Source organism: Streptomyces sp. NPDC101178 (genome assembly GCF_044767965.1).
Lineage (GTDB): Bacteria > Actinomycetota > Actinomycetes > Streptomycetales > Streptomycetaceae > Streptomyces.
In genome coordinates, this window is sequence record NZ_JBIWOZ010000005.1 from 52965 (window position 1) to 79699 (window position 26735).

At 72.9% G+C, this 26735-nt stretch carries 19 protein-coding genes; 7 read left to right on the forward strand and 12 right to left on the reverse strand.

Annotated features, from left to right (window positions below; all coding sequences use genetic code 11):
- The first annotated feature begins 66 nt into the window (after positions 1 to 66).
- On the forward strand, positions 67 to 699 hold the full coding sequence (locus ACIRR8_RS15995) for an RDD family protein (protein ID WP_404064478.1): 633 nt from the start codon (positions 67 to 69) through the stop codon (positions 697 to 699).
- Between the two features lie 73 nt (positions 700 to 772).
- Here the strand turns inward: ACIRR8_RS15995 and ACIRR8_RS16000 are convergent, their stop codons facing one another.
- From ACIRR8_RS16000 to purN, 3 genes are all read right to left on the reverse strand, one after another.
- Positions 773 to 2299: a DUF2079 domain-containing protein gene (locus tag ACIRR8_RS16000; protein WP_404064481.1), complete on the reverse strand. Its 1527-nt coding sequence runs from the start codon at positions 2297 to 2299 to the stop codon at positions 773 to 775.
- 196 nt (positions 2300 to 2495) lie between these two features.
- On the reverse strand, positions 2496 to 4049 hold the full coding sequence (gene purH, locus ACIRR8_RS16005) for a bifunctional phosphoribosylaminoimidazolecarboxamide formyltransferase/IMP cyclohydrolase (protein WP_404064484.1): 1554 nt from the start codon (positions 4047 to 4049) through the stop codon (positions 2496 to 2498).
- Complete coding sequence (gene purN, locus ACIRR8_RS16010) at positions 4036 to 4692, reverse strand: phosphoribosylglycinamide formyltransferase (protein WP_404064487.1); 657 nt, start codon at positions 4690 to 4692, stop codon at positions 4036 to 4038. Before purN ends, purH begins: the two co-directional genes overlap by 14 nt.
- Positions 4693 to 4968: 276 nt before the next feature.
- Between purN and ACIRR8_RS16015 the strand changes: the two genes are divergently transcribed.
- Positions 4969 to 5841 (forward strand): hypothetical protein, encoded by an 873-nt coding sequence (locus ACIRR8_RS16015; RefSeq protein WP_404064489.1) that lies wholly within the window; start codon positions 4969 to 4971, stop codon positions 5839 to 5841.
- Here the strand turns inward: ACIRR8_RS16015 and ACIRR8_RS16020 are convergent.
- Positions 5831 to 7537, reverse strand: coding sequence for a DUF6350 family protein (locus ACIRR8_RS16020; RefSeq protein ID WP_404065481.1), 1707 nt, complete (start codon positions 7535 to 7537; stop codon positions 5831 to 5833). The genes ACIRR8_RS16015 and ACIRR8_RS16020 overlap by 11 nt on opposite strands.
- Positions 7538 to 7663: 126 nt before the next feature.
- Between ACIRR8_RS16020 and ACIRR8_RS16025 the strand changes: the two genes are divergently transcribed.
- The gene (locus ACIRR8_RS16025) at positions 7664 to 8947 is read left to right on the forward strand and encodes a helix-turn-helix domain-containing protein (RefSeq protein ID WP_404064492.1); all 1284 of its coding nucleotides are present in this window, start codon (positions 7664 to 7666) and stop codon (positions 8945 to 8947) included.
- A gap of 87 nt (positions 8948 to 9034) precedes the next feature.
- On the opposite strand, the gene sucD is transcribed toward ACIRR8_RS16025, so the two are convergent.
- From sucD to ACIRR8_RS16055, 6 genes are all read right to left on the reverse strand, one after another.
- Positions 9035 to 9919: a succinate--CoA ligase subunit alpha gene (gene sucD, locus ACIRR8_RS16030; protein ID WP_018510498.1), complete on the reverse strand. Its 885-nt coding sequence runs from the start codon at positions 9917 to 9919 to the stop codon at positions 9035 to 9037.
- Positions 9920 to 9938: 19 nt separating this feature from the next.
- Positions 9939 to 11120, reverse strand: coding sequence for an ADP-forming succinate--CoA ligase subunit beta (gene sucC / locus ACIRR8_RS16035; protein ID WP_404064495.1), 1182 nt, complete (start codon positions 11118 to 11120; stop codon positions 9939 to 9941).
- A 251-nt stretch (positions 11121 to 11371) separates the two neighbouring features.
- A complete protein-coding gene (locus tag ACIRR8_RS16040; protein WP_404064497.1) occupies positions 11372 to 12646 on the reverse strand; it encodes a VWA domain-containing protein in 1275 nt (424 codons plus the stop codon).
- Positions 12643 to 15234 carry a DUF5682 family protein gene (locus ACIRR8_RS16045; RefSeq protein WP_404064500.1) on the reverse strand — a complete coding sequence of 864 codons (2592 nt, stop codon included), beginning with the start codon at positions 15232 to 15234 and terminating at the stop codon, positions 12643 to 12645. The genes ACIRR8_RS16040 and ACIRR8_RS16045 overlap by 4 nt, the downstream gene beginning before the upstream one ends.
- On the reverse strand, positions 15231 to 16376 hold the full coding sequence (locus ACIRR8_RS16050) for an AAA family ATPase (protein ID WP_404064502.1): 1146 nt from the start codon (positions 16374 to 16376) through the stop codon (positions 15231 to 15233). The genes ACIRR8_RS16045 and ACIRR8_RS16050 overlap by 4 nt, the downstream gene beginning before the upstream one ends.
- Positions 16377 to 16565: 189 nt before the next feature.
- Positions 16566 to 17012, reverse strand: a complete 447-nt coding sequence (locus ACIRR8_RS16055; protein ID WP_404064505.1) for a hypothetical protein — start codon at positions 17010 to 17012, stop codon at positions 16566 to 16568.
- A 151-nt stretch (positions 17013 to 17163) separates the two neighbouring features.
- On the opposite strand from ACIRR8_RS16055, the gene ACIRR8_RS16060 reads away from it, so the two are divergent.
- Positions 17164 to 18582, forward strand: a complete 1419-nt coding sequence (locus ACIRR8_RS16060) for an SWIM zinc finger family protein (RefSeq protein ID WP_404064508.1) — start codon at positions 17164 to 17166, stop codon at positions 18580 to 18582.
- 264 nt (positions 18583 to 18846) lie between these two features.
- The gene (locus ACIRR8_RS16065) at positions 18847 to 20469 is read left to right on the forward strand and encodes a DUF5691 domain-containing protein (protein WP_404064510.1); all 1623 of its coding nucleotides are present in this window, start codon (positions 18847 to 18849) and stop codon (positions 20467 to 20469) included.
- Between the two features lie 126 nt (positions 20470 to 20595).
- On the opposite strand, the gene ACIRR8_RS16070 is transcribed toward ACIRR8_RS16065, so the two are convergent.
- Complete coding sequence (locus ACIRR8_RS16070; RefSeq protein ID WP_356754773.1) at positions 20596 to 21009, reverse strand: cobalamin B12-binding domain-containing protein; 414 nt, start codon at positions 21007 to 21009, stop codon at positions 20596 to 20598.
- A 292-nt stretch (positions 21010 to 21301) separates the two neighbouring features.
- On the opposite strand from ACIRR8_RS16070, the gene ACIRR8_RS16075 reads away from it, so the two are divergent.
- Both ACIRR8_RS16075 and ACIRR8_RS16080 read left to right on the forward strand, forming a co-directional pair.
- Positions 21302 to 22180 (forward strand): lipase family alpha/beta hydrolase, encoded by an 879-nt coding sequence (locus ACIRR8_RS16075; RefSeq protein WP_404064513.1) that lies wholly within the window; start codon positions 21302 to 21304, stop codon positions 22178 to 22180.
- A gap of 205 nt (positions 22181 to 22385) precedes the next feature.
- A complete protein-coding gene (locus ACIRR8_RS16080; RefSeq protein WP_404064516.1) occupies positions 22386 to 23978 on the forward strand; it encodes a peptidoglycan DD-metalloendopeptidase family protein in 1593 nt (530 codons plus the stop codon).
- A 131-nt stretch (positions 23979 to 24109) separates the two neighbouring features.
- Here the strand turns inward: ACIRR8_RS16080 and pcrA are convergent, their stop codons facing one another.
- Entirely contained in the window at positions 24110 to 26551 is a 2442-nt protein-coding gene (gene pcrA, locus ACIRR8_RS16085) for a DNA helicase PcrA (protein WP_404064519.1), read from the reverse strand.
- Between the last annotated feature and the right edge of the window lie 184 nt (positions 26552 to 26735).

Below are 26735 nucleotides of genomic sequence, written 5' to 3' on the forward strand. Positions count from 1 at the left end.
CGCTGAACGTCGTCCTTCCTCCGTGTGGCCATCCGTCCCCACACGTCTGTTGAAGGAACACCCCTTATGAGCTTCGGCGACCCCAACAACCCGTACGGGCAGCAGCCCGGCCAGCCTCCGCAGGGCCCGCCGCAGGGGCAGCCGGGCTACGGCTACCCGCAGCAGGCTCCGCAGGGCGTCCCGCAGCAGGGCTACGGCTACCCGCAGCAGCAGCCCCCGGGATATCCGCAGCAGCCCGGCCAGCCCTACGGCGGCGGCTACCCGCAGGGCCAGCCCGGCTACGGCGGCGGGATGCCGGAGCTGGCGCACTGGGGCCTGCGGGCGGGCGGGCTGATCATCGACGGCCTCATCATCGGCGCCCCGTACGTCCTCCTCGTCGGCATCGGCGGCGCCATCGGGGACGCGGCGGGCGGCGCCATCGCCCTGATCGGCGTCCTCGTGATGATCGGCCTCGCCCTCTGGCAGCTGTACCAGGAGGGCACCACCGGCCAGACGATCGGCAAGAAGGCCGTCGGCATCCGGCTGCTGCGCGAGGCCGACGGCCGTCCGGTGGGCTTCGGCATGGCCTTCGTGCGCCGCCTGGCCCACTTCCTGGACAGCATCGCCTGCTACATCGGGTGGCTGTGGCCGCTGTGGGACGAGAAGAAGCAGACGTTCGCGGACAAGGTCTGCTCGTCGGTGGTCATCCGCTCCAAGTGACCCCGGCCCGCGTCAGGTTCGAAGGCCGCACCCGTACGGAACGGGTGCGGCCTTCGCGCGTACGACAGCGGGCTCAGCCCTTGCCCACGCCCGGGATCTCCGCCGGCTCCGGCGTCGTCCGCTCCATCACCACGAAGGTGCCGCCCCGGTGCTTGAGCCGGTAGCGCGCCTCCGGGTGGAGCTGCTCGGCGTACGCCACGGGGTCCTGGATCGGGCGTGACCAGCCGAAGTCCAGGTTGATGGCGACGATGTCGGGCGCGGTGCCCGGGGCGCCGCCGATCCAGTAGACGGTCCGGTCGGAGGTGAGGTGGGCCATGAGCGTGATGTCCGTCTCGACCCGCGCGCCGGCCGGGATGGCCTTCAGCGCCTCCCGGGCGGCTTCCGTACGGGCGTCGGTGCGGTAGGAGTCCGGGCGCAGCAGGTCGCGCAGCGGCAGGTGCTGGGTCATCGCCACGGCGATCGCGACGGAGACCGGGACGACGACCTTCGCGTACGAGGAGAGCCAGGGCCGCTCCGACGCGCGGCTGCGGCGGACGCCGTCGGCCATCGCCAGGAAGAGGACCGGCATCAGGATCGCGCTGTAGTGCCAGACCATGCCCCAGTGGTTGCTGTCCTGGGAGAGCAGCCGCCAGCCGAGCGTCGGGATGATCAGCAGCGTCAGCGGCGAGCGCAGCGCCATGAACGCGGTGATGCCGACCAGGAAGACCAGCATCTCGATCTTGGTGGAGGAGTTCAGGACGCCGAGGACGGAGTCCAGCATCGAGACGTCCTGCTCGCCGTTCTTGTCGATCTTCTGCCAGTAGTCGTACGTCCCCGCGCTGGAGGCCGCCGGGATGAGGACCATGAGCGTGACCACGAAGGCGGCCACGCCGAACGCGGCGAGCAGCGCGCCCTGGAGGCGGCGCCCGTACACGAAGAGCAGGAAGCCGACGACGGCGACGGTCGCGCCGAGGTCCTCCTTGACCAGGACCAGCGGCAGCGACCAGAGCAGCGCGGCCGTCCACCGCTTCAGGAGCAGCGCGCGGCAGACGAGGGCGAGGAGCGGGACGGCGAAGGCGATCTCGTGGAAGTCGGACTTGACCGCCTCCTGGATGCCCCAGGAGAGTCCGTACGCGACGGTGACGCAGAGCCCCGAGCGGCCGCCGAGCAGCTGCTGCGTGGTGCGGCCGACGATGACCGCGCCGAGCGCGAAGAACGCGGCCTGGGCGAAGAGCAGGGACTCGGCGGAGGGCCAGAGCCAGTAGAGCGGGGCCAGCAGCGCGACGATCGGGGAGAAGTGGTCGCCGAGGATCAGATAGCCGGGGCCCTTGATGTCGACGACCGGCGCGCGGAGGTCCGCGTACGCCCGGACCTCCTGCTCGAAGATCCCGAGGTCCCAGGAGGGCGAGCCGAAGCGGGCGTACTGGAGGTAGGAGTAGAGGAAGTAGAGCCCGCACAGGATCGCGCCGACGATCAGATACGGCCGCAGCGGTACGCGTTCGGCGGTGGCGTTCCCCGGGGCCGGTGAGCCGTCCGCCGGGCGGCCGTCCGGCCCGGTGTCCTGGGCGGGCAGTCGGCCCGGCTCCGACCGGTCCGGTGCACTCTTGTTCAGCTCAAGCACGGTGACTGCCCCCGCTAGGGATTCCTGCCGGTCTTCGGATACGGCCGCTGCTCATCGGATACGGCCGTTCATTAGAACAGAGCGGCGAGGAGATTCCGTACGCCGGACACGGGCGGTCATGGCGGAGGCCGCGTTCCGGTGCACCGGAACGCGGCCTCGTGTCCTGCTCGGTATCAGTGGAAGAACCTGATCGGTGTCAGTGGAAGAAGTGGCGCGTCCCGGTGAAGTACATCGTGACGCCCGCCTTCTTCGCCGCCTCGACCACCAGCTCGTCGCGGACCGAGCCGCCGGGCTGGGCGACCGCCTTGATGCCGGCGGCGGTGAGGATCTCCAGCCCGTCGGGGAACGGGAAGAACGCGTCGGACGCGGCGTACGCGCCGGCCGCCCGCTCCTCGCCCGCCCGCTCGACGGCGAGCTTCGCGGAGTCGACGCGGTTGACCTGGCCCATGCCGACGCCGACCGAGGCGCCGTCCTTGGCGAGCAGGATCGCGTTGGACTTGACCGCGCGGCACGCCTTCCAGGCGAAGGCCAGCTCCTTCAGCTCGGCCTCGGAGAGCGCGTCGCCGGTGGCGAGCGTCCAGTTGGCCGGGTCGTCGCCGTCGGCCTGGAGGCGGTCGGTGACCTGGAGGAGCGCGCCGCCGTCGATCGGCTTGACCTCGGTCGTGGCGGCCGGGGCCCCGGGGGCGCGGAGCACGCGGATGTTCTTCTTGCGGGCCAGCACCTCGACGGCGCCGTCCTCGTAGGCCGGGGCGACGATGACCTCGGTGAAGATCTCCGCGACCTGCTCGGCCAGCTCGACCGTCACCGGGCGGTTGACGGCGATGACCCCGCCGAACGCCGAGAGCGGGTCGCAGGCGTGCGCCTTGCGGTGCGCCTCGGCGACGTCGTCACCGATCGCGATGCCGCACGGGTTGGCGTGCTTGATGATCGCGACGCACGGCTCGGCGTGGTCGTACGCGGCCCGGCGCGCGGCGTCGGTGTCCGTGTAGTTGTTGTACGACATCTCCTTGCCGTGCAGCTGCTCCGCCTCGGCCAGACCGCCGGTGCCCGAGGTGTAGAGGGCGGCGGGCTGGTGCGGGTTCTCGCCGTAGCGCAGGACGCTCTTACGGGTGAGGGCGTCGCCCAGGAACTCCGGGAGGCCCGAGTCGTCGGCGGGCGCGTAGCCGTCCACGAACCAGGAGGCCACGGCCACGTCGTAGGCGGCGGTGTGCTGGAACGCCTCGGCGGCGAGCCGCTTGCGGGCGGTGAGGTCGAAGCCGCCGGCCTTGACGGCGGCGAGGACGTCCGCGTACCGCTCGGGGCTGGTGACGACGGCCACGGACGGGTGGTTCTTGGCGGCGGCGCGGACCATGGAGGGGCCGCCGATGTCGATCTGCTCGACGCACTCGTCGTCGGAGGCGCCGGAGGCGACGGTCTCCTTGAACGGGTAGAGGTTCACGACCACCAGGTCGAACGGCTCCACGCCCAGCTCGGCGAGCTGCTCGCGGTGGGCGTCCAGGCGCAGGTCGGCGAGGATCCCGGCGTGGACGCGCGGGTGGAGCGTCTTGACGCGGCCGTCCAGGCACTCGGGGAAGCCGGTGAGCTCCTCGACCTTGGTGACCGGCACTCCGGCGGCGGCGATCTTCCCGGCGGTGGAGCCTGTGGAGACGAGTTCGACGCCCGCCTCATGGAGACCGCGGGCGAGGTCTTCGAGCCCCGTCTTGTCGTAGACACTGACCAGGGCGCGGCGGATGGGCTTATTCACCGACATGACCGAGATGAACCTTTCGTCCCTCAATGCGATGGCCGTCACGGGCGATCCGCCCCACGGCCTCGACGAGCAGCGAGCGCTCGACTTCCTTGATGCGTTCGTGAAGGGCGGCTTCGCCCTCCGGGGTGTCCTCCTCGGTCACCTCGACCACGCCCTGCGCGATGATCGGACCGGTGTCGACACCGTCGTCGACGAAGTGGACGGTGCAGCCCGTGACCTTGACGCCGTACGCGAGTGCGTCACGCACTCCGTGGGCGCCGGGGAAGCTGGGCAGCAGGGCGGGGTGGGTGTTGACGGTCCGGCCACCGAAGGCGGCGAGGAACGCGGGGCCCACGATCTTCATGAAACCGGCGGAGACGACGAGGTCCGCGCGGTGCTCGGAGACGGCCGCGGTGAGCGCCTCGTCCCACTCCGCACGCGTCGCGTGGTCCTTGAGCTTGCACACGAACGTGGGGATTCCGGCCTTCTCGGCCCGCTCCACGCCACCGGTCCCGTCGCGGTCGGCGCCGACCGCGACGATCCGCGCCCCGTACGCCGCCGGGTCCTCGCCGATGGCATCGAGCAGGGCCTGGAGGTTGGTGCCGGATCCGGAGACCAGCACGACCAGCCGGGCGGGAGAGGCGGAGGGAGGCGGGGAGGCCACGTCGGGGCCCTTTCTCACGTGATGACCGCGGGGTGACGCAGGTGCGGGTGAACTCTGTGCGGTGAACTCTTTGTAGGGTCGTACGAAAGAATCGCTTCGCCCGATACGGGGAACCCTACGAACGGGCCGACCGTCAGCAACGATACCGGCACACCCGGCGGCCCCCACGGGACGGGGGCCGGGCCGAGAGGTAGCGTCAGGGGATAGCGAGCCGTCCACCGGGCGGACGAACCGCCCTCCGGGCGGACATGACGAGATGGGGAAGACGTTCACCACATGCCGGACCGACGCCGTCGCACCGCCTTCCGCCTCCCGTCGCCCGCACGGGCCGCTCTGCTGATGCGGGAGCGCCAGCCCTCTTCGCCGGACTCCTCCTCCGCTTCAGACCCTTCCGGTTCTTCCGGTTCCTCCGGTTCGTCGCCGGACGCGCCCGCGAAGCCGGCCGACGACAATCCGTTCGCCCCGCCGCCGCCCGGCCGGCCGGACCAGCCGTGGCAGCCGCGCCACCCCTCCGGATCGGACGGCAAGGGCGAGGACGAGGGCTCCGGCGGCCGCTCGTCCTGGGGCAGCCAGTGGAGCAACAAGCAGCCGGGCCGAGGCGGCGGCGGCTTCGGCGGCCGTTCCGGTTCGAACGGCCCGGGCGGCAAGGGCGGGCCCGACGGCGGCCCCGCCGGGATGCGCTGGGACCCGACCGACCCCGTGCAGCGGCGCGCCCGCTACGCGCTGCTCGGCGGTATCTGGTCCGTCTTCTTCGCGCTCTTCGACTTCACGGAGATCGCCCTGCTGCTGGGCGCGCTCTCCGTGTACTGGGCCATCAGCTCGCTGCGCGCCGAACCCAGGAGCCCGTCTACGCCGGACCGTACGGCGGTGGGCGCGGGCGCCGGAGCTCCGGCCGCGGGTGACGGCGGTGCCGCACCGGCGGCCGCCTCGGGCCGGACCGGTGAGCGCCGTCCTCAGACCACGGCGGCCATCAGCGGTCTGGTGACCGCGCTGCTGGCCCTGATCATCGTGATCACGACGTACACCGTGCAGCTGGTCTACCGCGACTACTACACGTGCGTGAACGACGCGCTGACCAAGACCGGCGCGGTGGCCTGCAACGACCGGCTGCCGAAGCCGCTGGAACCGCTCTTCGGCGTCAAGGAGTAGCACCGCCCCGGCCGTCGGCGGACTTCTCGCCGGCGGGGGCCGCGTCCACGTCCGTGTCCGCGGGCTTCGCGGGCGTCTCCCCGGAGCGCAGGGCTGCCGGGACGCGTGCGGGGAAGTCGGCCATCAGGCCGCCGGAGCCCCGCTTGAGGGAGGCCCACCGGGCCTCCCTCGCCTCTTTCTCGTGCCAGGGGTCGGTCGGCAGGAAGTCGTACGGTTCGAAGCCCGCGTCGTCGTCCGTGTCCTCGCCCTCCGGGACGGGCTCGGGCTCGGCCGCCTTCTTCCCGGGCTTCTTCTCGCCGGGCGCCTCCTTCCCGGCCGCTTTCTTCTTCCTGGCCGCTTCCTTCTCTCCGGCCGCCTCCTTCTCTCCGATCGCTTCCTTCTCTCCGCCGGCGGCCGCTTCCGGTACGGCCGCGTCCCGGCGCCAGGCCCACCCCGGTTCGCGCAGCCGCCACAGCCGCAGGAGCAGGGCCGCCGGTACGCCGATGGCGGCCGTCCACCCCAGCGCCGCCGGGCCCGCCAGCCACCACACCGGCCCGAACGCGGCGAGCGCTCCTGACCCGAGCGGGCCGCCCGCCACCGCCATGAGCAGCGCCGTGACGGCTCCGCACCCGAGCGCCGCGAGCCCCGTCACCAGCACCGTCTCGCGCGGGGCCCAGGCCTGCGCGCGCGGCGCTTCGGCGGGAGCCGCCCGGCGTACGACGCACCAGGCGACGGCGAGCGCGGCCACGGCCGGTACGGCGAGGGCCGCCCAGTTCAGCCAGGTGGCCGGGGACCGCTCCGGTACCGCCGCCAGCAGCGGGAAGTGCGGTAGGGCCGGCGTCCCGGCGAGGCCCAGCGGGGTGGCCGTGGCGCCCGTACCGAGCGCGAAACCGGGGCCGAGCCCGTACGCCGCGCCCCACAGCGCCGCGTTCGGCACCAGCGACACGGCGAGCAGCAGCACCGCCAGCCGCCCCGGCCAGTCACCGGAGAGCGCCAGGAAGGAGTCCTGCGCCGCCGTCGCGTCCCGGCCCAGCGCCACCGACACCAGCAGCGCGCCTCCGCCGACCAGCACCGCGATGCCGACCGCCGCCGCCCGGCACGCGGCCTCGGCCCGGTCGCGGAAGAGGGTCCGCGCGACGGCCTCCTGGAGCACCAGCGGGAACCAGGACGGCAGCGGCCCGAACGGACGTCCCGCCGCCGTCCACACCCCGGCCGCCGCCGCACCGGCCACCACCAGCGCCACCGGGAACGCCAGCGTGTCCGGCACGACCCGCAGCGACCCGCCGCGCGCATAGGCCGCAGCCCCGGCCACGACCAGCAGGTATCCGGCGGTCACCGCACAGAACGCGCCCGCCTGCGAAGGCCTGGCCCGCCCCTCCTCCTCCGGCTCCGCCGCGTCGCGCGCCGCCCGGTGCGCCAGCCAGACGGGACCCACCACGAGGAGCAGCGGAACCACGCCGACCGGTGCCGGTACGCCGCTGAGGGTGTCGGGCCGGACCAGTTCGGCGCCGTGTGCGAGCAGCCAGACGGCGGCGGCCGCCCGCAGCGCTCCGCCGGGTCCGCTGTCCGGGTACGGAGAGCTGATCCACACCGCCGTCACCAGCACGGCCAGGGAACCGAGACCCAGACCGGCGGCGGCCACGCCCCGCAGAAAGGCGGAGGCCAGGGCGAGGGTCCTGGTCCGTTCGGGCGGCAACATCGGGCTGCGTTCGGTCATTTGGGTCACGCCGCCCATGCTCCCAACGACACGCGCTCAACCCGCGTAACGCGCGAACGGCCGCCGTGTCGCTCAATATACGTTTATGTACTTTTTCTACCGGTGCAGCGCTGCCGGGGGTCGTCGATGACCCGGAGCACCACCGACGAGCCCGCCGCACACCCGCTGCCCTCCCCCAAGGAGCGGCGCAGACTGCGCGAGGCGAAGTCGCTGACGGAGCAGCAGGTGGCGGAGGCCGTGGGCGTCACGCGCGCCACCGTGCGCTCCTGGGAGACGGGCCGCACGAGCCCGCGCGGCCGCAAGCGCGCGCTGTACGCGAAGCTCATCGCTCCGGACCAGAAGCCGAGTCCGGAGCGGAAGCCGAAGCCGCCTCCCGCGCCCCTTGCCGTGAGAGGGCCCGAGCCCGCGTCCGTGATCGCCGCCGATCCCGTGTCCGCGAGCCCGCCAGGGCCCGCTCCCGCGAGCGCGCCCGGGCCGGCCCCGGCGAACGCGCCCGAGCCCGCGAGCGCGTCGACGGCCCCGGACGCCTCGTCACCTCCCGTACCGGCGACTCCTCCTCCGCCCCCCGAGCCGCCGCCCGCCACGCCCCGGCTCTCCCCCGACGAGGCGTTCGACGCGCTGTACGCGCACGCCGCACCCGGCCTCGTACGGCAGACCTACCTCCTGACCGGGCGGCGCGGCCTGGCGCGGGAGTCCGTCGAGCGGGCCTTCCAACTGGCCTGGCACCGCTGGCCCGAGGTGGCCGTGGACCGGGACCCGGCCGGCTGGGTGCGGGCGGCGGCGTACGAGTACGCGATGTCGCCCTGGCACCGGCTCCGCCGCGTCCACCGGCACCCCGACGAACCGCCCACCGAACCGGCCCGGCGGGCCCTGTTCGAGGCGCTGCTCGACCTGCCTCCGGCCTACCGGCGCACCCTGCTCCTCTACGACGGGGTCGGCCTGGACCTGCCGGAGACCGCGGCCGAGACGGAGGCGTCCACTCCGGCGGCGGCCGGACGGCTGGAGGTGGCCCGGGCCGCCGTCGCCGAGCGGCTGCCCGAACTGGCGGCCGCCGCCTCACCCGCCGAACGGTCCGAGCTGCTCCACGACCGGCTCGGCGGCCTCGCCCGCGCCGAGCACGTTCCGACCCCGTCGCCCGCGCGCGCGGTCCGCACCGGCGGCGAGAACAAGGCACGGCTCTGGACGCGGGCCGCGATCGCCTTCGCCGCCCTGCTCATCGGCGCGACCGCGCTGACCCTGCACACCGCGCCCACGCACTACGAGCCGCCGATCGCACCGCCCGAACGGGTCGGCGGCGTACCGCCGCGCGGTGGTCCGCAGAAGCTGACCCCGCAGGACCTGAAGCTGCAGAAGTCGCTGAAGGAGGAGCTGGCGCACGGCCCGGAACGGCTGGTGCCACGCATCCCCTGACCTGGGGGAACGGCGAACGGCGCGGGCCCGCACCCCTGGTTCGGGGGTGCGGGCCCGCGCCGTTCACGCGTGGTGCGGCTGCCTGGCTCAGGCGCCGAGGATCTCGCGCGCCAGCTTGGCGGTCTCGGTCGGCGTCTTGCCGACCTTCACGCCGGCGGCCTCAAGGGCCTCCTTCTTCGCCTGCGCGGTGCCGGAGGAGCCGGAGACGATGGCGCCCGCGTGGCCCATGGTCTTGCCCTCGGGGGCGGTGAAGCCCGCGACGTAACCGACGACCGGCTTGGTGACGTTCTTCGCGATGAAGTCGGCGGCACGCTCCTCGGCGTCGCCGCCGATCTCGCCGATCATCACGATGAGGTCGGTCTCCGGGTCCGCCTCGAACGCCGCGAGGGCGTCGATGTGCGTCGTACCGATGACCGGGTCGCCACCGATGCCGACGGCGGAGGAGAAACCGATGTCACGGAGCTCGTACATCATCTGGTAGGTCAGCGTGCCGGACTTGGACACGAGACCGATGCGGCCGGGCTTGGTGATGTCGCCCGGGATGATGCCGGCGTTGGACTGGCCGGGGGTGATGAGACCCGGGCAGTTCGGACCGATGATCCGGGTCTTGTTGCCCTTCTCGTTCGCGTACGCCCAGAAGGCGGCGGAGTCGTGAACGGCGATGCCCTCGGTGATGACGACCGCGAGCGGGATCTCGGCGTCGATCGCCTCGACGACGGCGGCCTTGGAGAAGGCCGGCGGGACGAAGAGGACGGACACGTTCGCGCCGGTCTTCTCCATCGCCTCGGCGACGGAGCCGAAGACCGGGACCTCGGTGCCGTCGAAGTCGACGGAGGTGCCGGCCTTGCGCGGGTTCACGCCGCCCACGATGTTGGTGCCGTCGGCCAGCATGAGCTTGGTGTGCTTCATGCCCGTGGCGCCGGTCATCCCCTGGACGATGACCTTGCTGTCCTTGGTGAGGAAGATAGCCATGGTGTGGAGTCCCTCGTCCTTACTTCGCAGCCGCGGCGAGCTCGGCGGCCTTGTCGGCCGCGCCGTCCATGGTGTCCACGCGCTGCACGAGCGGGTGGTTGGCGTCGGAGAGGATCTTGCGACCCAGCTCCGCGTTGTTGCCGTCGAGACGCACGACCAGCGGCTTCTCGACCTTCTCGCCCTTGGACTCGAGCAGCGCGAGCGCCTGCACGATGCCGTTGGCGACCTCGTCGCACGCGGTGATGCCACCGAAGACGTTGACGAAGACGGACTTGACGTCCGGGTCGCCGAGGATGATCTCCAGGCCGTTCGCCATGACCTCGGCGGAGGCGCCGCCACCGATGTCGAGGAAGTTGGCGGGCTTCACGCTGCCGTGGTTCTCACCGGCGTACGCGACGACGTCCAGGGTCGACATGACCAGACCGGCGCCGTTGCCGATGATGCCGACCTCGCCGTCGAGCTTGACGTAGTTGAGGTTCTTGGCCTTGGCGGCAGCCTCGAGCGGGTTGGCTGCGGCCTTGTCCTCCAGGGCCTCGTGGCCCGGCTGGCGGAAGTCGGCGTTCTCGTCGAGCGAGACCTTGCCGTCCAGCGCCAGGATGCGGCCGTCCTTGGTCTTCACCAGCGGGTTGACCTCGACGAGGAGCGCGTCCTCGGCGACGAAGGTGTCCCACAGCGTCACCAGGACCTCGGCGACCTTCTCGGCCACCTCGGCCGGGAACTTCGCCTGGGCCACGATCTCGCGGGCCTTGGCGATGTCGACGCCGGAGTTGGAGTCGACCGGGACCTTCGCGAGGGCCTCGGGGGTCTTCTCCGCGACCTCCTCGATGTCCATGCCGCCCTGCACCGAGGCCATGGCCAGGAAGGTGCGGTTGGTGCGGTCCAGGAGGTACGAGACGTAGTACTCCGCCTCGATCTCCGGCGACAGCTCGGCGATCATCACCTTGTGGACCGTGTGGCCCTTGATGTCCATGCCGAGGATGTCGGTCGCTCGGGCGACCGCCTCGTCGGCGTCGGCGGCGAGCTTGACGCCGCCGGCCTTGCCGCGGCCGCCGACCTTCACCTGCGCCTTGACGACAGACTTGCCGCCCAGCTTCTCGGTCGCCTCGCGGGCTGCCTCAGGCGTGTCGATGACTTCACCGGCCAGCACCGGTACACCGTGCTTGGCGAAGAGGTCCCTCGCCTGGTACTCGAACAGGTCCACGCGCGTCCGTCCCTTTTCAGTGGTATCGCGGTTCGTTCTTCTGCGTGGGCAGTGCCGCGAAGGGCAACGTGACTGCTGTGTCACCAGGGAGGCGCACACGGTGTCCGAGTACGCGGCATGTCCATCCGGCAGGTTATCCCCGCACTCCGTGTGACCCTAAATCGCAGATCACACCTGAGCGGTGATAACGGTCACAGAGGGTGCCGGGCGGGCGTGTCCCGTGAGGTGTCGCCGGGTGTCCCGTGGTGCGTCTACGCGCCGGTCTCCTTGTCCGGTATGGGCAGGGGCCGCTTCTCGATCGCGGCGGCCATGATGTCCGGGAAGAGGTCCGGCGTACAGGCGAACGCGGGGGCGCCCAGTGCGCCGAGCGCTGCCGCGTGCTCGTGGTCGTAGGCGGGTGCGCCCTCGTCGGAGAGGGCGAGCAGGGTCACGAACTGCACCCCGGACGCCTTCATCGCCGCCACCCGCTTCAGCATCTCGTCGCGGATCCCGCCCTCGTAGAGGTCGCTGATCAGGACGACCACGGTGTCGGCGGGCCGGGTGATCTGCGACTGGCAGTAGGCGAGCGCCCGGTTGATGTCGGTGCCGCCGCCGAGCTGGGTGCCGAAGAGGACGTCGACCGGGTCGTCGAGCTGGTCGGTGAGGTCGACGACCGCCGTGTCGAAGACGACGAGGCGGGTGGCGAGAGTGCGCATGGAGGCCAGGACCGCGCCGAAGACCGAGGCGTAGACGACGGAGGCCGCCATCGAGCCGGACTGGTCGATGCAGAGGATGACGTCCTTCTTCACGGACTGCGACGCGCGGCCGTAGCCGATGAGGCGCTCCGGGACGACCGTGCCGGTGTCCGGGCCGCCGTCCGCACCGGGGACGGTCAGGTAGTTCTTCAGGTTGGCGCGGATCGTGCGGTCCCAGTCGATGTCCCGGTGGCGCGGGCGGCTGATCCGCGCGGAGCGGTCCAACGCGCCGGTGAGCGTGGCCCGGGTGCGGCTCTCCAGCCGCTTCTCCAGGTCGTCGACGACCTTGCGGACGACGGCGCGCGCGGTCTCCTTGGTCGTCTCGGGCATGGCCTTGTTGAGCGAGAGCAGGGTGCCGACGAGATGGACGTCCGCCTCGACGGCCTCCAGCATCTCCGGCTCCAGGAGCAGCGCGGAGAGGCCGAGCCGGTCGATCGCGTCGCGCTGCATGACCTGGACGACGGAGCTGGGGAAGTACGTACGGATGTCGCCGAGCCAGCGGGCGACGGAGGGCGCCGACGCGCCGAGCCCGGCCGAACGTCCGCCGCCGCCCCGGCCGCCGGGCTTCTTCCCGCCGCCCCCGCCGTAGAGCGCGTCGAGCGCGCCGTCCATCGCGGCGTCCTGGCCGGTGAGGGCGCAGCCGGTGCTCTCCGCGCTGTCCGCGCCGAGCACCATGCGCCAGCGCCTCATCCGCTCGCCGTCGGTGGCGTGCGCGCGCTCGGTCCGTGTCTCCACCGTCTCCCCCGTTCGGTCGTGGTCCTGTGTGGCGTGCCGGGTGGCGTGGGCGGTCATGCGGTCGCCTCCTCCGGTACGGGTGTTACGGCCGTGGTCGGTGTCCGGTCCAGGAGCAGGTGCAGCACCTGCTCCACCGCGTCGGCCCGGTCGGCGTCGAGGCCGGGGCCGAAGCCCGGGTAGGCGTGGTCCGTGGCGTCGGGTCCGGCGCCCTCGGGGACGGGGCCGCGCCGGACCAGCTCGCCGAGGGTGCGGCGTACGCCTGACTCGAAGGCGGAGAACGTACGGCGCAGAAGTGGCAGTACGTCGGTGAAGGTGTCGGCGGGCACGCCGGAGAGCCAGCCGTCGACCAACGCGAGCAGCCGCTCGTCGTGGACGAGGAGCATGCCGCCGCCGGAGGCCCCGCCGACGAACCCTTCGATCCAGGCCGCCGCGTCGGTGGGCGGGGGGCCGGGTGAGAGGGCCAGGCCCATGAGCCGGGCCGCCTCGTCCTCGGTGAGCCGCCCGTCGTCGAGCAGCAGCCGGGTGGCGCGGCCCCGGATGATCCCGGCGACGGTGTCGCGTCCGGCGAGCTTGCGCAGGACGGTGGCCCAGCGGTCGCGGAGGCCGGAGGTGGGGGTGGCGACGGTTGCGGCGGGCGTGGCGGCGCGAGCTTCGGCTTCGGCTTCGGCTTCGGCAGGAGTGGTGCCGGCCTCGGCGGGCGTGGCGGCGCGAGCTTCGGCAGGCGTGGCGGTGTCCGCTTCGGCGGGCCTGGTCCCTGCGGCGAGCAGGCCGATCGCGCTGTGCACGCCGTCCACCTGGCGGTGGAGCGCCTCGGCGCCGTCCGTGTCGAGGCCGGTGCAGGCCGGGGGCAGGCCGACGCAGATCCGCTCGGCGAGTCCGGCGGCGACCTCGGCGAGTGCGGCGGTGTCCGTGGAGCGCACGTCCCCGTAGCGCAGGGAGCGGGCGAGGGCCGGAAGGGCGTCGGCGAGGTGGCCGACGTCGGCGTCGAGCGCGGCACGGTCGGCGAGGGCCTTCATCACGACCGGCAGCGCTTCGGGCAGGCCCGCCAGCAGGCAGTGCTCTGCGAGCGCGGTGACCTCGGAGAGCGCGGTCGCCGCGAGGGCCTGGGACTCGGCCTTCGCCGTGGCGGCGGTCTCCACGGTGGTGCCCCACACGCCGGCCTCCGCGACCCGGACGTGCAGCTCCGGCTCCCAGCGCAGCCGCCAGCTCTCCCGGAAGGTGCCGGTACTGCCACGGCCCGCGGCCGGTTCGCCCCAGCCGATACCGAGGAGGCGCAGCCGGTGCAGGAGGCGGCTCCTGGCGGCGTCGGTCTCCTTGCGCAGGTCGAGGCCGAGCTCCTTCTCCAGCGCTTCCGGCTTGAGGCGGAGGGTGCGCTGGGTGCGGGTCAGGTCGCGTTGGAGCGGGACCGCCGGGGCGCTGTCGGGCACCTCGCCGAGGGTCTCGCCGACGACGAGCCGGTCCTGGATGAGCGCGAGCGGTACGTCGGAGCCCTCGCACATCACGGCCCGTACCGCGTCGGTGGTCTCGCTCAGCCCCGCCAGCGGACGGCCCCGCATCGCCGCGAGCGTCTCGGCGAGCCGGACGGCCTCGATGACGTGGGCGGTGGAGACGGGCCGGTCCTCCTCGCGCAGCAGCCCGGCGACCTTCGTCATCCAGCGCTCGATCGGCCGGTCGGCGGCGCCGAAGAGGTGCCCGTACCACCCGGGCGAGTCGATCCCGGCACCGTAACCGCTGTGCCGCGCGAGGCGGCGGTGGGTCCACGGCACCCAGGTCATCTCGGCCTTGACCTTCGGAAGCCCCTTGAGGAGGGCGCGGTCGGCGGCGAGGGTCGTGCGGGCGGCGAGCGCGGGGACGTGCCAGGCGCCGCAGACGACGGCGAGGCCGTCCCCGAACTCCTTGCGCGCGGTGCGCAGTTGGATCCGCATGTACGCCTCGCGCACGGCGTCCCTGGGATGCCCGCCGTCCCCGTACGCCTCGCGCAGGGCCGTCATGGCCTCCGCGAGCGCGGCGAACGGCGCGAGGGCGTCGGCGGTGGCGTCGGCGGCCGGTGAGCGGTGCTCGACGACGTCCTCCCACCAGCGCTCGGGGTCGTCGTATCCGGCGGTCTCGGCGAGCGCGCGGACCGGATCGACGGCGGGGGTGACCTCCTCGGCCACCGGGGCCTCGGGAGCGGGTGCGGTCTCCTCGCCGTGGGGCTCCTTGAGGGCCAGGGAGTGCGTGGCGGGAAGGTCGATGAAGCGGACCGGGACGTCGTGGGCGAGGCCCCAGCGGATCGCCACCCACTCCGGCGAGAACTCGGCCAGCGGCCAGAAGGCGGCCCGCCCCGGATCGTCCACGGCATGGGCGAGCAGGGCGACGGGCGGCCGCATCCGCGGGTCGGCGGCGAGCGGCAGCAGCGCGTCGCCTTCCGGCGGCCCCTCGATGAGCACGGCGGCCGGCCGGGCGGCGTCGAGCGCGGCACGGACCGCGCGGGCGGAGCCGGGCCCGTGGTGCCGCACGCCCAGCAGCAGCGGCCCGGCGGCGAACGCGGTGTCCACGGCTCCGGTGGCAGCGAGGCTGGTGGCAGCGGGGCTGGTGGCCACGGCTCCGGAGGTGACCGGGCCCGCGGTGGCCACGGCTCCGGTGGTGCCCTGGGTGCCGGTCATACGGAGACCTCGCGGCAGGCGCGGTAGAAGTCCTTCCAGCCGTCCCGCTCGCGCACCACGGTCTCCAGGTACTCCTGCCAGACCACGCGGTCCGCGGCCGGGTCCCGGACGACCGCGCCGAGGATTCCCGCCGCGACATCGCCGGGGCGCAGGATGCCGTCGCCGAAGTGGGCGGCGAGGGCGAGACCGTTGGTGACGACGGAGATCGCCTCGGCCGTGGAGAGCGTGCCCGAGGGCGACTTGAGCTTGGTGCGGCCGTCGGTGGTGACGCCGTCGCGCAGTTCGCGGAAGACCGTCACCACGCGCCGGATCTCGGCAAGGCCCTCCGGTGCGGCGGGCAGGTCGAGCGAGCGGCCGATCTGGTCGACGCGCCGGGAGACGATGTCGACCTCGGCGTCGGGCGTCGCGGGGAGCGGCAGGACGACGGTGTTGAACCGGCGGCGCAGCGCGCTGGAGAGCTCGTTGACCCCGCGGTCGCGGTCGTTGGCCGTGGCGATGACGTTGAAGCCGCGGACGGCCTGGACTTCCTGGCCGAGCTCCGGGATGGGCAGGGTCTTCTCGGAGAGGATCGTGATGAGCGAGTCCTGCACATCGGCGGGGATGCGGGTCAGCTCCTCGACGCGGGCGGTCATGCCGTCGGACATGGCCCGCATGAGCGGGCTGGGCACCAGCGCGTCGCGGCTGGGGCCGTGGGCGAGCAGCTGGGCGTAGTTCCACCCGTAGCGGACGGCTTCCTCCGGGGTGCCGGCGGTGCCCTGCACGAGGAGTGTGGAGTCGCCGCTGACGGCGGCGGCCAGGTGCTCGGAGACCCAGGTCTTGGCGGTGCCGGGGACGCCGAGCAGGAGCAGCGCGCGGTCGGTGGCCAAGGTCGTCACGGCCACCTCGATCAGGCGGCGCGGGCCGACGTACTTCGGTGTGATCACCGTCCCGTCGGGCAGCGTCCCGCCTTGCAGATAGGTGGCGACGGCCCACGGCGAGAGGCGCCAGCGGGCGGGCCTGGGCCGGTCGTCGGCGGCGGCGAGCGCCTTCAGCTCGTCGGCGAACGCGTCCTCGGCGTGCGGGCGCAGGGCCTCGGCGCCGGACGTCTCGCCGGACGCCTCCCCCTGCGCGGTGGTCGCGGTGGTGGTTTCGGGCACGGTCATGGATCCCCCTCCAGATCGTCGACTGATCGGTCGACCTGATGTGGTTCCACCGTGCACCATGCCACTGACAACGGGCCCTGAGCTGGGACTTCAGGGTCCTGACCGGGAGCCAGGACCCTGTGGTCAGAACCCCGTGGCCAGGACCCTGTGGCCAGGCCCCCGTGGCCACGGGGGCCTGCCCGGCTCCGGTCAGCCCACGATCGGCGAGACGGCGACGCAGCCGCCCGCCGTGAGCATGCCTTCGCCCTTCGCCTCCTTGATGACCTCGCCCTTGTACGTGATGCTGCAGGTGACGTCGGCGCCACCGGCCTCCAGCGCCATGGGCATGACGGCGGGCGGCATGATGCCGCGCAGCGTCACGGTCTTCTTCCACGGCAGGGTGGGCGAAGTGACGGTCTCCAGCTTCGGGTCCATGGCGTCGCCGCCTCCGCCGTGGAACGCGATCTCGTCGACGCTCGTACCGGTCACCTCGTACGTGACCTCGTACGTCTCGTCCACGGACTTGTCGACCGCCTTGCCGACCGCCTCGTCCACCGAGTCGGCCGAACAGGCGCCGAGAGCGAACACGAGGCCGGTGACGGCGAGGGCGCCGGCAGCCGCGCGCAGACGGCCGCCGGTGCGGTGGGTGTGCTTCATGTGGGACCCCCCTGGATCGGTCCGCGACCGGATCCCTTCCGGACGCGGAGATCGCAGGAAAACGCAAAGGGCGAGTAAAGTCAAATGGGCCGGCAGCCATCGAACGCCCAGGTCAAGACGATTGTCAGTGGTGCCGCCTACCGTCGTTGACATGCTGCTATCTCACGGGGGAGAACCCTTGCCCGCCACGGAACCGGTGGCGCGCTGGACGGTGGAGCAGGTGCTGTCCCTGGCTCCTGACGACGCATCACGCAAGGCGGGGAACAAGCTGGCCGCGGCCGGACACTGGTCGGGCACCGGCTTCGACGGATCGGGGGCGGTGTGGGGGCTGTGCAGGGGAAGCGGGAGCAAGCCGTACCAGACGGTGGTCGACACCACGGGGCCCGCGTACAAGTGCAGTTGCCCGAGCCGTAAGTTCCCGTGCAAGCACGTGCTGGGGCTGCTGCTGCTCCGGGCCTCCGGCGACGGGGCCGTCCCACGGGGCGAGCCGGCGGACTGGGCCGCGCAGTGGCTGGAGGGCCGGCGAGGGCGGGCGGAGGCCGCGCAGGCCAGGCAGGAGGCCGTCGCGAGCGGCGAGCCGGTCTCCGGCCCGGCCGACGGCGCGGCCGCCAGGAAGCGGGCGGAGCGGCGGGCCGAGCGGGTCACCTCGGGGGCGCAGGAGCTGGAGCAGCGCCTGACCGACCTGCTGCGCGGCGGGCTCGCGACCGCCGACCGCACGGGGTACACGCTGTGGGAGGAGACCGCCGCCCGCATGGTCGACGCGCAGGCGCCCGGGCTGGCGGGCCGGGTCCGGGAGTTGGGAGCCATACCCGGCTCCGGTCCGGGCTGGCCGGTGCGGCTGCTGGAGGAGTGCGGCCTGCTCCATCTGCTGGACACGGCCTGGCTGGGCCGGGAGCGGCTGCCGGAACCGCTGGCCGCCACGGTGCGTACGCGGGTGGGGCTGCCCATGTCCGCCGAGGGCCCGCCGGTCCGCGACCGGTGGCTGGTCCTCGCGCAGTACGACACGCCGGACGGCCGGCTCACCACGCGGCGCATCTGGCTGTACGGGAGCGATTCCGGCCGCACGGCCCTGCTGCTCTCCTTCGGCGCGGCGGGCCGGGCCCCGGAGCTGGCGCTGCCGGTGGGCATCACGATCGACGCCGAACTGACGGCGTACCCGGGCGGCGGCCTCCGGGCCGACCTGGGACGCCAGTTCACCCCGCCCGCGCCGACGCCGGGCACCCCGCCACCGCCGGGAAGCTCCACGGCATCGGCACTCGCCGCGTACGGAGAGGCGCTGCGGGGCGATCCGTGGCTCGACGCCTGGCCGGTCACGCTGCGGGACGTCATACCCGTGCCGTCGGAGGGCGGCTGGCAACTGGCCGACGCGGAGAGCGAGTCCGCGCTGCCGCTCACTCAGGCGGCGCTGTCCCGGCCGGGTTTGTGGAAGCTCGTCGCGCTCTCCGGCGGCGCCCCGGTCACGGTCTTCGGTGAGCTGGGCCACCGGGGCTTCGAGCCGTACGCGGCGTGGAAGGCAGGAGGTGGAGGTGGAGTTGGGGGCACCTCGGACGGGACCGTGCGGCTCATCTGATCCGGACGGACAGCGGTCGGACCACCGCGCTCGGCGGCTCCGGAGCCGGGGACGCCCCGGACCGAGCCGTGCGGCTCATCCGACCCGTACGGACAGCGGTCGGGCCACCGCGCCGGCCGCCCGTGCCCGTCGTCAGCGACCACCTGCCCGACCGCCCGCGCCCGTCGCTTCCGACCGCCTGGCCGCCTGCCGCTGACGCCCACCGCCGGACACCCCCGGCGGACGCCCTCGCTCGATGACCTGAACGCCACAGAAGGGGACCCGATGCCTCCCACCACAACCGCAGCCCACCTCCTCGCCTCCCTCTCCTGGGAGGAGCTGGTCACCTCGGCCCTGCTCGGCACCGACCGCCGCCCGCCGGCCGCGCCCGGAGGACCGGTGCCGGCCGACGGCCCGGCCGCTCTGCTGGGCGCCGCCGCCCTGCACACCGTGCGGCGGCGGGCCGGGCTGCTGCCCGCCGTGGCGGGGGCCAGGCCCGTGCCCGCGCCGCAAGACCCGCGCCCGCACCTGCCCGAGGCCGCCCGGCACCGGCTCGGCCAGCTGCTCGCCGACCGGGCAGCGCCGAGCTCCTCCGGGCGGCGCGGGGCCGCGCCCGACCTCACCGAGCTCATCCCGCAGTGGCTGGCCACCGCCAACCGGCGCGGCTTCCGGCCTCCGGCCGCGCTGGTGCCGCCGCTGCTGGACGCGGCGCGGGCCCGCACCGACCTGCGGCCGCAGGCGCTCGCCTTCGCCGGGCCGCTCGGGCTGTGGCTGGCCGCGCTGAACCCGGAGTGGAAGTTCGCGCTGCGCGGTTCCGCCGGCGGTTCGCTCGTCCCCGACACCGACGATCCGGAGGCGGTGCGCCGGCTGTGGGAGGAAGGGCTGTTCGCGGAGCGGGTCGCGCTGCTCGACGCCGTACGGACGCGGGATCCGGCCGCCGCGCTCGCCCTGCTCACCACGACCTGGTCCACCGAGCGGGCCGAGGACCGGCTGATGTTCCTGGACTCCCTGCGGAACGGGCTCCGGGAAGGCGACGAGGAGTTCCTGGAGCAGGCGCTCGCGGACCGCAGCCGCAACGTGCGCGCCACGGCGGCCGAGCTGCTCTCCGCCCTGCCCGCGTCGGCCTTCGCCGGGCGGATGGCGGCCCGTGCGACGTCGTGCGTGAATCCCGACCGTACGGGGGCGGGCGCGTCCATCGCGGTGGAGGCGCCGCACGAGTGCGATGCCGGGATGCAGCGCGACGGGGTGGCGGCCGTTCCGCCGACGAGCCGGGGTGAGCGGTCCTGGTGGCTGGGGCAGTTGGTGGAGGCCACGCCGCTCGGGGTCTGGCAGGAGCGGTTCGGCGGGCGCCCGGCGGCGGAGATCGTGGCGCTGCCGGTCGCCGACGACTGGGCGGGCGAGCTGCACGCCGCCTGGTGCCGGGCCGCGGTGCGCCAGCGCCACCCGGAATGGGCGCGGGCCCTGCTGGGTGCGGCGGCGGCGCCTCCGGCCGGCTCCACCGGCCCCGCGTCGATCGCCGAGCGGTCCAAGCTCCTGGCGGTGCTGTCCGAGGCCGAACGGGCGGACTGGGTGGCCGCGTTCGTCGCAGCACACGGGCTGTCGGAGGCGTTCCAGCTGCTCGGGGTCTGCACGGTGCCGTGGACCGGCCCGCTCGGGCGCTCCGTGGTGGACGCGCTCGACATCGCGCGGGACGGCGGGAGTTACCCGTGGAGCTTCAGCGGGGTGATGGGCCTGGCCGAGCGCTGCCTGGACCCGGCCGAGGCCGACCGCCTGGAGGTCCTCACGGCCACCCCGGACGAGCAGGAGGGCGCGTCGCCGGGAGCGGGCGGCTACTGGGCGGAGGCGTTCCAGCGTCTGGTCTCCACGCTGCGGCTGCGCGCCGCGATGGAGGCGGAGCTGGCCACCTGAAGCCCCGGCCCCAGGCTCCTGCCCCGGCCGCCGCGCCCCGGGCCCGGCGGCCTCGCCCCCTGCCTCCGGCCACGTACGCGATACGGCCTCCCGTTCCCGGCCACGTACGCGCGTACGGCCCCCGGCTCAGGCCTGCGCCGGCTGGCGGACGTTGGCGTTCACCCAGGTGACGATCTCGGTCGTCGTCGCGCCCGGCGTGAAGAGTTCCGCCACGCCCAGCTTCTTCAGCGGCGCGATGTCGTCCTCCGGGATGATCCCGCCGCCGAACACCTTGATGTCCTCCGCCTCCCGCTCCTTCAGCAGCTCGATCACCTTCGCGAACAGCGTGTTGTGCGCGCCGGAGAGGATCGAGAGGCCGATCGCGTCGGCGTCCTCCTGGATCGCGGTGTCGACGATCTGCTCGGGCGTCTGGTGGAGCCCCGTATAGATGACCTCCATACCGGCGTCCCGCAGCGCCCGCGCGATCACCTTGGCCCCGCGGTCATGGCCGTCGAGCCCCGGCTTGGCCACCACCACACGGATCGGACCGGTCACACCCATCACTGCCTCCACATGGTCTCCCGCGCCTGAAGGGCCGGGGATGTGAACGAACGTTATCCACAGCATCCCGCAAGCCGCCGTTTCACGGCAGGCGGGGAGGGGGAAATCACACGTGGGACATGTTCGCCAGGCCCGGTCCCCGGAGAACCGCGGCAATCCGGCCGCGCGGGACACCCCCTGGAGAGCCGCTACGAGGTCGCCGTACCACCGCGCCGCCAGCCGCACGGCACGGTGGTACGGCCCGTCGCCGCCTCCCGGTGCTCCCCGGTGCCCGCCCGTCCAGGAGGCCGCGATGAAGCCCCTCCCCCTCCCTTCCCTCTCCCCGCTGCCCCGCCTCCCCGGCACCCGGCTCTCCACCGCGCTGCTCGGCGCCACCGTGCTGGAGCTGATCGTCCTCACCGGCCACCTGGCCGCCTACCCCTTCGGTCTCACCCAGGAGCGCCGCACCCCGCTCCGGCCGCCGCAGGCCGGCTCCCTGCCCGGCTCCCCCACCGCCGAACGGCCTGTCGTCCTGCTGCACGGGTTCATCGACAACCGCTCCGTCTTCGTCCTGCTGCGCCGCGCGCTCGCCCGCCACGGCCGCCGCCATCTGACGTCCCTCAACTACTCGCCGCTCACCCGCGACCTGCGCACCGCCGCCGAGCTGCTCGGCCGCCATGTGGAGGAGATCTGCGCCCGCACCGGGCAGCGCGAGGTCGACATCGTCGGGCACAGTCTCGGCGGCCTCATCGCCCGCTACTACGTCCAACGGCTCGGCGGCGACCGCCGGGTGCGCACTCTCGTCACCCTCGGCACCCCGCACGGCGGCACCGCCGTCGCGCCCGGAGCAGGCCTCCACCCCGTCGTGCGCCAGATGCGCTCCGGCTCCACCCTCATGGAGGAGCTGCGCCGCCCCGCGCCCGGCTGCCGGACCCGGTTCGTCAGCTTCTGGAGCGAGCTGGACCAGGTGATGGTCCCGGTCGGCACGGCCTGCGTCGACCATCCGGACCTCGACGCCGTCAACGTACGCGTCACCGGAATCGGCCATCTCGCTCTGCCGGTGCACCCGGCGGTCGCCGCCGCGGTCCATGAGGCGCTGGAGGCTCTGAAGCCGACGGCCCACGAGGCTCTGGAACCACAGGAGACCCGGGAGGGAGCAGCACCCTCAACCGGAACGACCTCTGTCGCTTAAAATAGAACAGTTCTCGAACATAGGGCCAAGCCTCTGCCTGTCGTCCACCGAAAGGCGGTCGATTGCCCGTTTCCTGAGGACGCAAAACCTGCCGAAGATTGTCGTCCTCACATACTGCCGGGTACAGTCGCGGCCACTGCTTCCCCTTGGGACCCCCCTCACCGGGATCCCGAACAGTCCTGCTGCCGAGGCGAGAGAGAAGTTGGTGAACGACCAGCACCCCCACGCCGGGCCTGTCGGGTACGACACCCGATCGACCGGCAGCTTCGACACCGACCCGCTCTTCGGTTCCCTCCCCGGCGGTTCCGAGACCACGGATTACGCGGCTTCCGGTTACGACACCTCTTATGGTGCCCACAGCGGTTCGTACGATTCCTCCGCCTGGGACACGGGCGCGCAGCAGACAGTCACGTACGACGCGTACGCCGCCCCGGCCCACACCGCCGACCCCCAGCAGTGGGACACCGGCGCGACGCCTCTCTGGCAGCAGCAGCCCTCCGACCAGGACGGGTTCACCACGGCGGCGTACGGCACGACCTCGTACGGCACCGGGGGCTACGAGACGGACGGCTACGACACCGGCGCCTACGCCACGTACGGCACGGGCACCGCGTACGCCGCGGACGGCTCGTACGCCACAGACGGCTCGTACGGCACAGATGCGTACGAGACCGGCTCGCACGCCACGGGTACGTACGACACCGCCGCCTACGACACCGGCGCGTACGGGACGATCGGCGCCGACGGGACCGGCACGTACGACGCCACCGCCTTCACCACCGGGGCGTACGACACCGGCGCCTACGACGCGACCGCCTGGAACTCCGGCGCCACGCCCGAGGACCCCGCGTACGAACCCGAACAGACTTCGCATCAGCTGTACGAACAGCAGACGCCCGAAGAAGAGTCCGGCACCACCGAATTCGTCGTCCTCGAAGAGGCCGGTCACGCGACCGGCCTCGCCCCGGAGGCCACCCCTGGCGACGACAGCACCGCCCCCGAAGCCTCCCCGCTCTCCGTCGACCGCACCGTCGTCCGCGCCCCCGCCCCGCGCAGCCGGGCCCGCCGCAGGAGCCCCGCCAAGCGGTCCGCCCTCCTGACCGTCGCGGTCCCCTCCGCCTGCGTGATGAGCGTCGCCGGTATCGCGGCCGCCTCCGTCAGCGGGATCAGCGACGAGGAGAAGCCGGAGAAGACCGCCTCGCTGGCCGTCGCCGATCCGAGCACGGTCAAGGCGGTCGCCGCGAACAACAAGCTCGACAGCCAGCTGGAGCAGCTCTCCGAGGGCAGCGACGACTTCCGCCAGCGCGCCAGCCGCACGCAGGAGCGCATCGACCTCAAGCAGCGGCAGGTCGAGGAGAAGAAGAAGCGCGAGGAGGAGGCCGCACGCCGTGAGGCGCTGCGCCCCAAGTTCGTCCTGCCGGTCAAGCAGCACGGGCTCAGCGCCTACTACGGCCAGGCGGGCGTCAACTGGATGTCCGTGCACACCGGCATCGACTTCCCCGTCGGCTACGGCTCCCCGGTGATGGCCGCGACCGACGGCACCGTCCGCACGCAGTACAACAGCGCCTACGGCAACATGGCGATCGTGACGACGGCCGACGGTACGGAGACCTGGTACTGCCACCTCAGCAGCACCAAGATCCGCTCCGGCCCGGTGAAGGCCGGCGACGTCATCGCGTACGCGGGCAGCTCCGGCAACTCCACCGGCCCGCACCTGCACTTCGAGGTCCGGCCGGGCGGCGGTGCCTCGGTGGACCCGCTGGCGTGGCTGCGCAGCCACGGCGTCGAGCCGACCTGACGGAACCGGAACGCGCGTCAGCGACGGGAGAGGGGCGGGACGGCTGCGACAAGCCGTCCCGCCCCTCTCCCGTGACGTCGTCGCCTCCTACAGCTTCCGGCGACCGCCGCTTCTCGACTGCAGCTTCCCGACTACAGCTTCTCGACCGGCGCGTACCGCAGGAGCAGCTTCTTGGGGCGCTCGTCGCCGAAGTCGACCGTCGCCTTGGCCTGGTCGCCGATGCCTTCGACGGCCGTCACCGTGCCGAGCCCGAACTGGTCGTGCGTGACCCGGTCCCCGGCCACCAGCGTGACCGTCGGCTTCTCCGTCGAGCGCCGGGTCGCGAAGCCCGACGGGCCGGAGCGGGCGCGCGAGGAGGAGAGCGAGGACGTGATGCCCGAGGTGGGTCCGGCCGGGGCGGCCATCGGGCCCTTGCGCTTCCACTCCAGGTGCGCTTCCGGGATCTCCTCCAGGAACCGCGAGGGCGGGTTGTACGAGGGCTGGCCCCAGGCGCTGCGCATGGCCGCCCGGGTGAGGTAGAGCCGCTCGCGGGCGCGGGTGATGCCGACGTACGCCAGACGGCGCTCCTCCTCCAGCTCCTTGGTCTGGCCGAGGGCCCGCATGTGCGGGAAGACGCCGTCCTCCAGGCCGGTCAGGAAGACGACCGGGAACTCCAGGCCCTTCGCCGTGTGCAGCGTCATGAGCGTGATGACGCCGGAGCCGTCCTCGTCCTCGTCGGGGATCTGGTCGGAGTCGGCGACCAGCGCGACCTTCTCCAGGAACTCCGCGAGCGTGCCGCTGCCCTCGTCCTCTCCGCGCTCCTGCTCGAACTCCAGGGCCACGGCGGCGAGTTCCTGGAGGTTCTCGATACGGGTCTCGTCCTGCGGGTCGGTGGAGGCCTGGAGCTCGGCGAGATAGCCCGTGCGCTCCAGCACCGCTCCCAGCACGACGGCGGGCCCGGCGCCGGACTCGACGATCGTGCGGAGCTCCTCCATCAGCGTGTTGAACCGCTTGACGGCGTTGGAGGAGCGGGCCGCCATGCCGTACGCCTCGTCGACGCGGCGCAGCGCCTGCGGGAAGGAGATCTTCTCGCGCATCGACAGCGCGTCGATCATGGCCTCGGCGCGGTCGCCGATGCCGCGCTTGGGCACGTTGAGGATGCGGCGCAGCGGGACGGCGTCCTCGGGGTTGGCGAGGACGCGGAGGTAGGCCAGGACGTCCCGGACCTCCTTGCGCTCGTAGAAGCGCACGCCGCCGACGACCTTGTAGGGCAGGCCGACGCGGATGAAGATCTCTTCGAAGACGCGGGACTGGGCGTTGGTGCGGTAGAAGACGGCGACGTCGCCCGCCTTGGCGTCGCCCTTGTCGGTGAGCCGGTCGATCTCCTCGGCGACGAACTGCGCCTCGTCGTGCTCGGTGTCCGCGACATAGCCGGTGATGCGGGCGCCGGAGCCGGCGTTGGTCCACAGGTTCTTCGGGCGGCGGCTCTCGTTGCGCTCGATGACCGCGTTGGCGGCGGAGAGGATCGTCTGCGTGGAGCGGTAGTTCTGCTCCAGGAGGATCGTCTTCGCGTCCGGGTAGTCCTCCTCGAACTGGAGGATGTTACGGATGGTGGCGCCGCGGAAGGCGTAGATCGACTGGTCCGCGTCACCGACGACACACAGCTCGGCCGGGGCGTCGGCGGCCTCTCCGGACGGGCCGACCAGCTCCCGTACCAGCGTGTACTGGGCGTGGTTGGTGTCCTGGTACTCGTCGACCAGGACGTGCCGGAAGCGGCGGCGGTAGTGCTCGGCGACGTCCGGGAAGGCCTGGAGGAGGTGGACCGTCGTCATGATGATGTCGTCGAAGTCCAGCGCGTTGGCCTCGCGCAGGCGGGCCTGGTAGAGCGCGTACGCCTGGGCCAGCGTCTTCTCGAAACCGTCCGCGGCCTGCCCGGCGAAGGTCTCCTCGTCGATGAGCTCGTTCTTGAGGTTGGAGACCTTGGCGGTGAAGGACTTCGGCGGGTAGCGCTTGGGGTCCAGGTCGAGATCGCGGCAGACCAGGGCCATCAGGCGCTTGGAGTCGGCGGCGTCGTAGATCGAGAACGACGAGGTGAAGCCGAGCTTCTTCGACTCGCGGCGCAGGATGCGGACGCACGCGCTGTGGAAGGTCATGACCCACATGGCGTTGGCGCGCGGGCCCACCAGCTGCTCGACGCGCTCCTTCATCTCGCCGGCGGCCTTGTTGGTGAAGGTGATCGCGAGGATCTGCCCCGGGTGCACGCCGCGCTCGGCCAGCAGGTGGGCGATGCGGTGGGTGAGCACGCGGGTCTTGCCGGAGCCGGCGCCGGCGACGATGAGCAGCGGGGACCCGGCGTGCACGACGGCTGCGCGCTGCTCGGTGTTCAGCCCGTCGAGCAGCGCGGCGGAGTCGATCACCGGGCGCGGGTGACCGTCGCGGTAATACCCCTCGCGCGGCGGCGGAGGCGCGTCGTAGACGCCCTCGAAGAGCCCCTCCGGCACCGCTTCGGGTGCGTGGTCCTCGGGGGGCGGCGGCGGGCCGTCCTCCGAGGACTGGAGGCCGGTCAGGAAGTTGTCGTCAAAGAGGCTGCTCATCGCCTCCCGAGTCTAGGCGGCCGCACCGACAACCTTCCGCCGAAGGCCGGAAGCGGCCCGGATGGGACCCGGAAGGGACCGTTCCCGGCCGTACGCACGGAGAGCGGACGTCCACGTTCCGTGAAGGAAGGCCCGGTCGGAGGGGGTGCGGGGGACCCGGATCCGGAAAGGTCACGAAAATGTA

Bases quoted from the DNA above. Each gene is read 5' to 3' on its own strand.
- ACIRR8_RS15995 (WP_404064478.1), top strand. From the start codon at position 67: ATGAGCTTCGGCGACCCCAACAACCCGTACGGGCAGCAGCCCGGCCAG.
- purH (WP_404064484.1), bottom strand. From the start codon at position 4,049: ATGTCGGTGAATAAGCCCATCCGCCGCGCCCTGGTCAGTGTCTACGAC.
- ACIRR8_RS16015 (WP_404064489.1), top strand. From the start codon at position 4,969: ATGCCGGACCGACGCCGTCGCACCGCCTTCCGCCTCCCGTCGCCCGCA.
- ACIRR8_RS16020 (WP_404065481.1), bottom strand. From the start codon at position 7,537: ATGACCGAACGCAGCCCGATGTTGCCGCCCGAACGGACCAGGACCCTC.
- ACIRR8_RS16025 (WP_404064492.1), top strand. From the start codon at position 7,664: ATGACCCGGAGCACCACCGACGAGCCCGCCGCACACCCGCTGCCCTCC.
- sucD (WP_018510498.1), bottom strand. From the start codon at position 9,919: ATGGCTATCTTCCTCACCAAGGACAGCAAGGTCATCGTCCAGGGGATG.
- ACIRR8_RS16040 (WP_404064497.1), bottom strand. From the start codon at position 12,646: ATGACCGCCCACGCCACCCGGCACGCCACACAGGACCACGACCGAACG.
- ACIRR8_RS16045 (WP_404064500.1), bottom strand. From the start codon at position 15,234: ATGACCGGCACCCAGGGCACCACCGGAGCCGTGGCCACCGCGGGCCCG.
- ACIRR8_RS16050 (WP_404064502.1), bottom strand. From the start codon at position 16,376: ATGACCGTGCCCGAAACCACCACCGCGACCACCGCGCAGGGGGAGGCG.
- ACIRR8_RS16055 (WP_404064505.1), bottom strand. From the start codon at position 17,012: ATGAAGCACACCCACCGCACCGGCGGCCGTCTGCGCGCGGCTGCCGGC.
- ACIRR8_RS16060 (WP_404064508.1), top strand. From the start codon at position 17,164: ATGCTGCTATCTCACGGGGGAGAACCCTTGCCCGCCACGGAACCGGTG.
- ACIRR8_RS16065 (WP_404064510.1), top strand. From the start codon at position 18,847: ATGCCTCCCACCACAACCGCAGCCCACCTCCTCGCCTCCCTCTCCTGG.
- ACIRR8_RS16070 (WP_356754773.1), bottom strand. From the start codon at position 21,009: ATGGGTGTGACCGGTCCGATCCGTGTGGTGGTGGCCAAGCCGGGGCTC.
- ACIRR8_RS16075 (WP_404064513.1), top strand. From the start codon at position 21,302: ATGAAGCCCCTCCCCCTCCCTTCCCTCTCCCCGCTGCCCCGCCTCCCC.
- pcrA (WP_404064519.1), bottom strand. From the start codon at position 26,551: ATGAGCAGCCTCTTTGACGACAACTTCCTGACCGGCCTCCAGTCCTCG.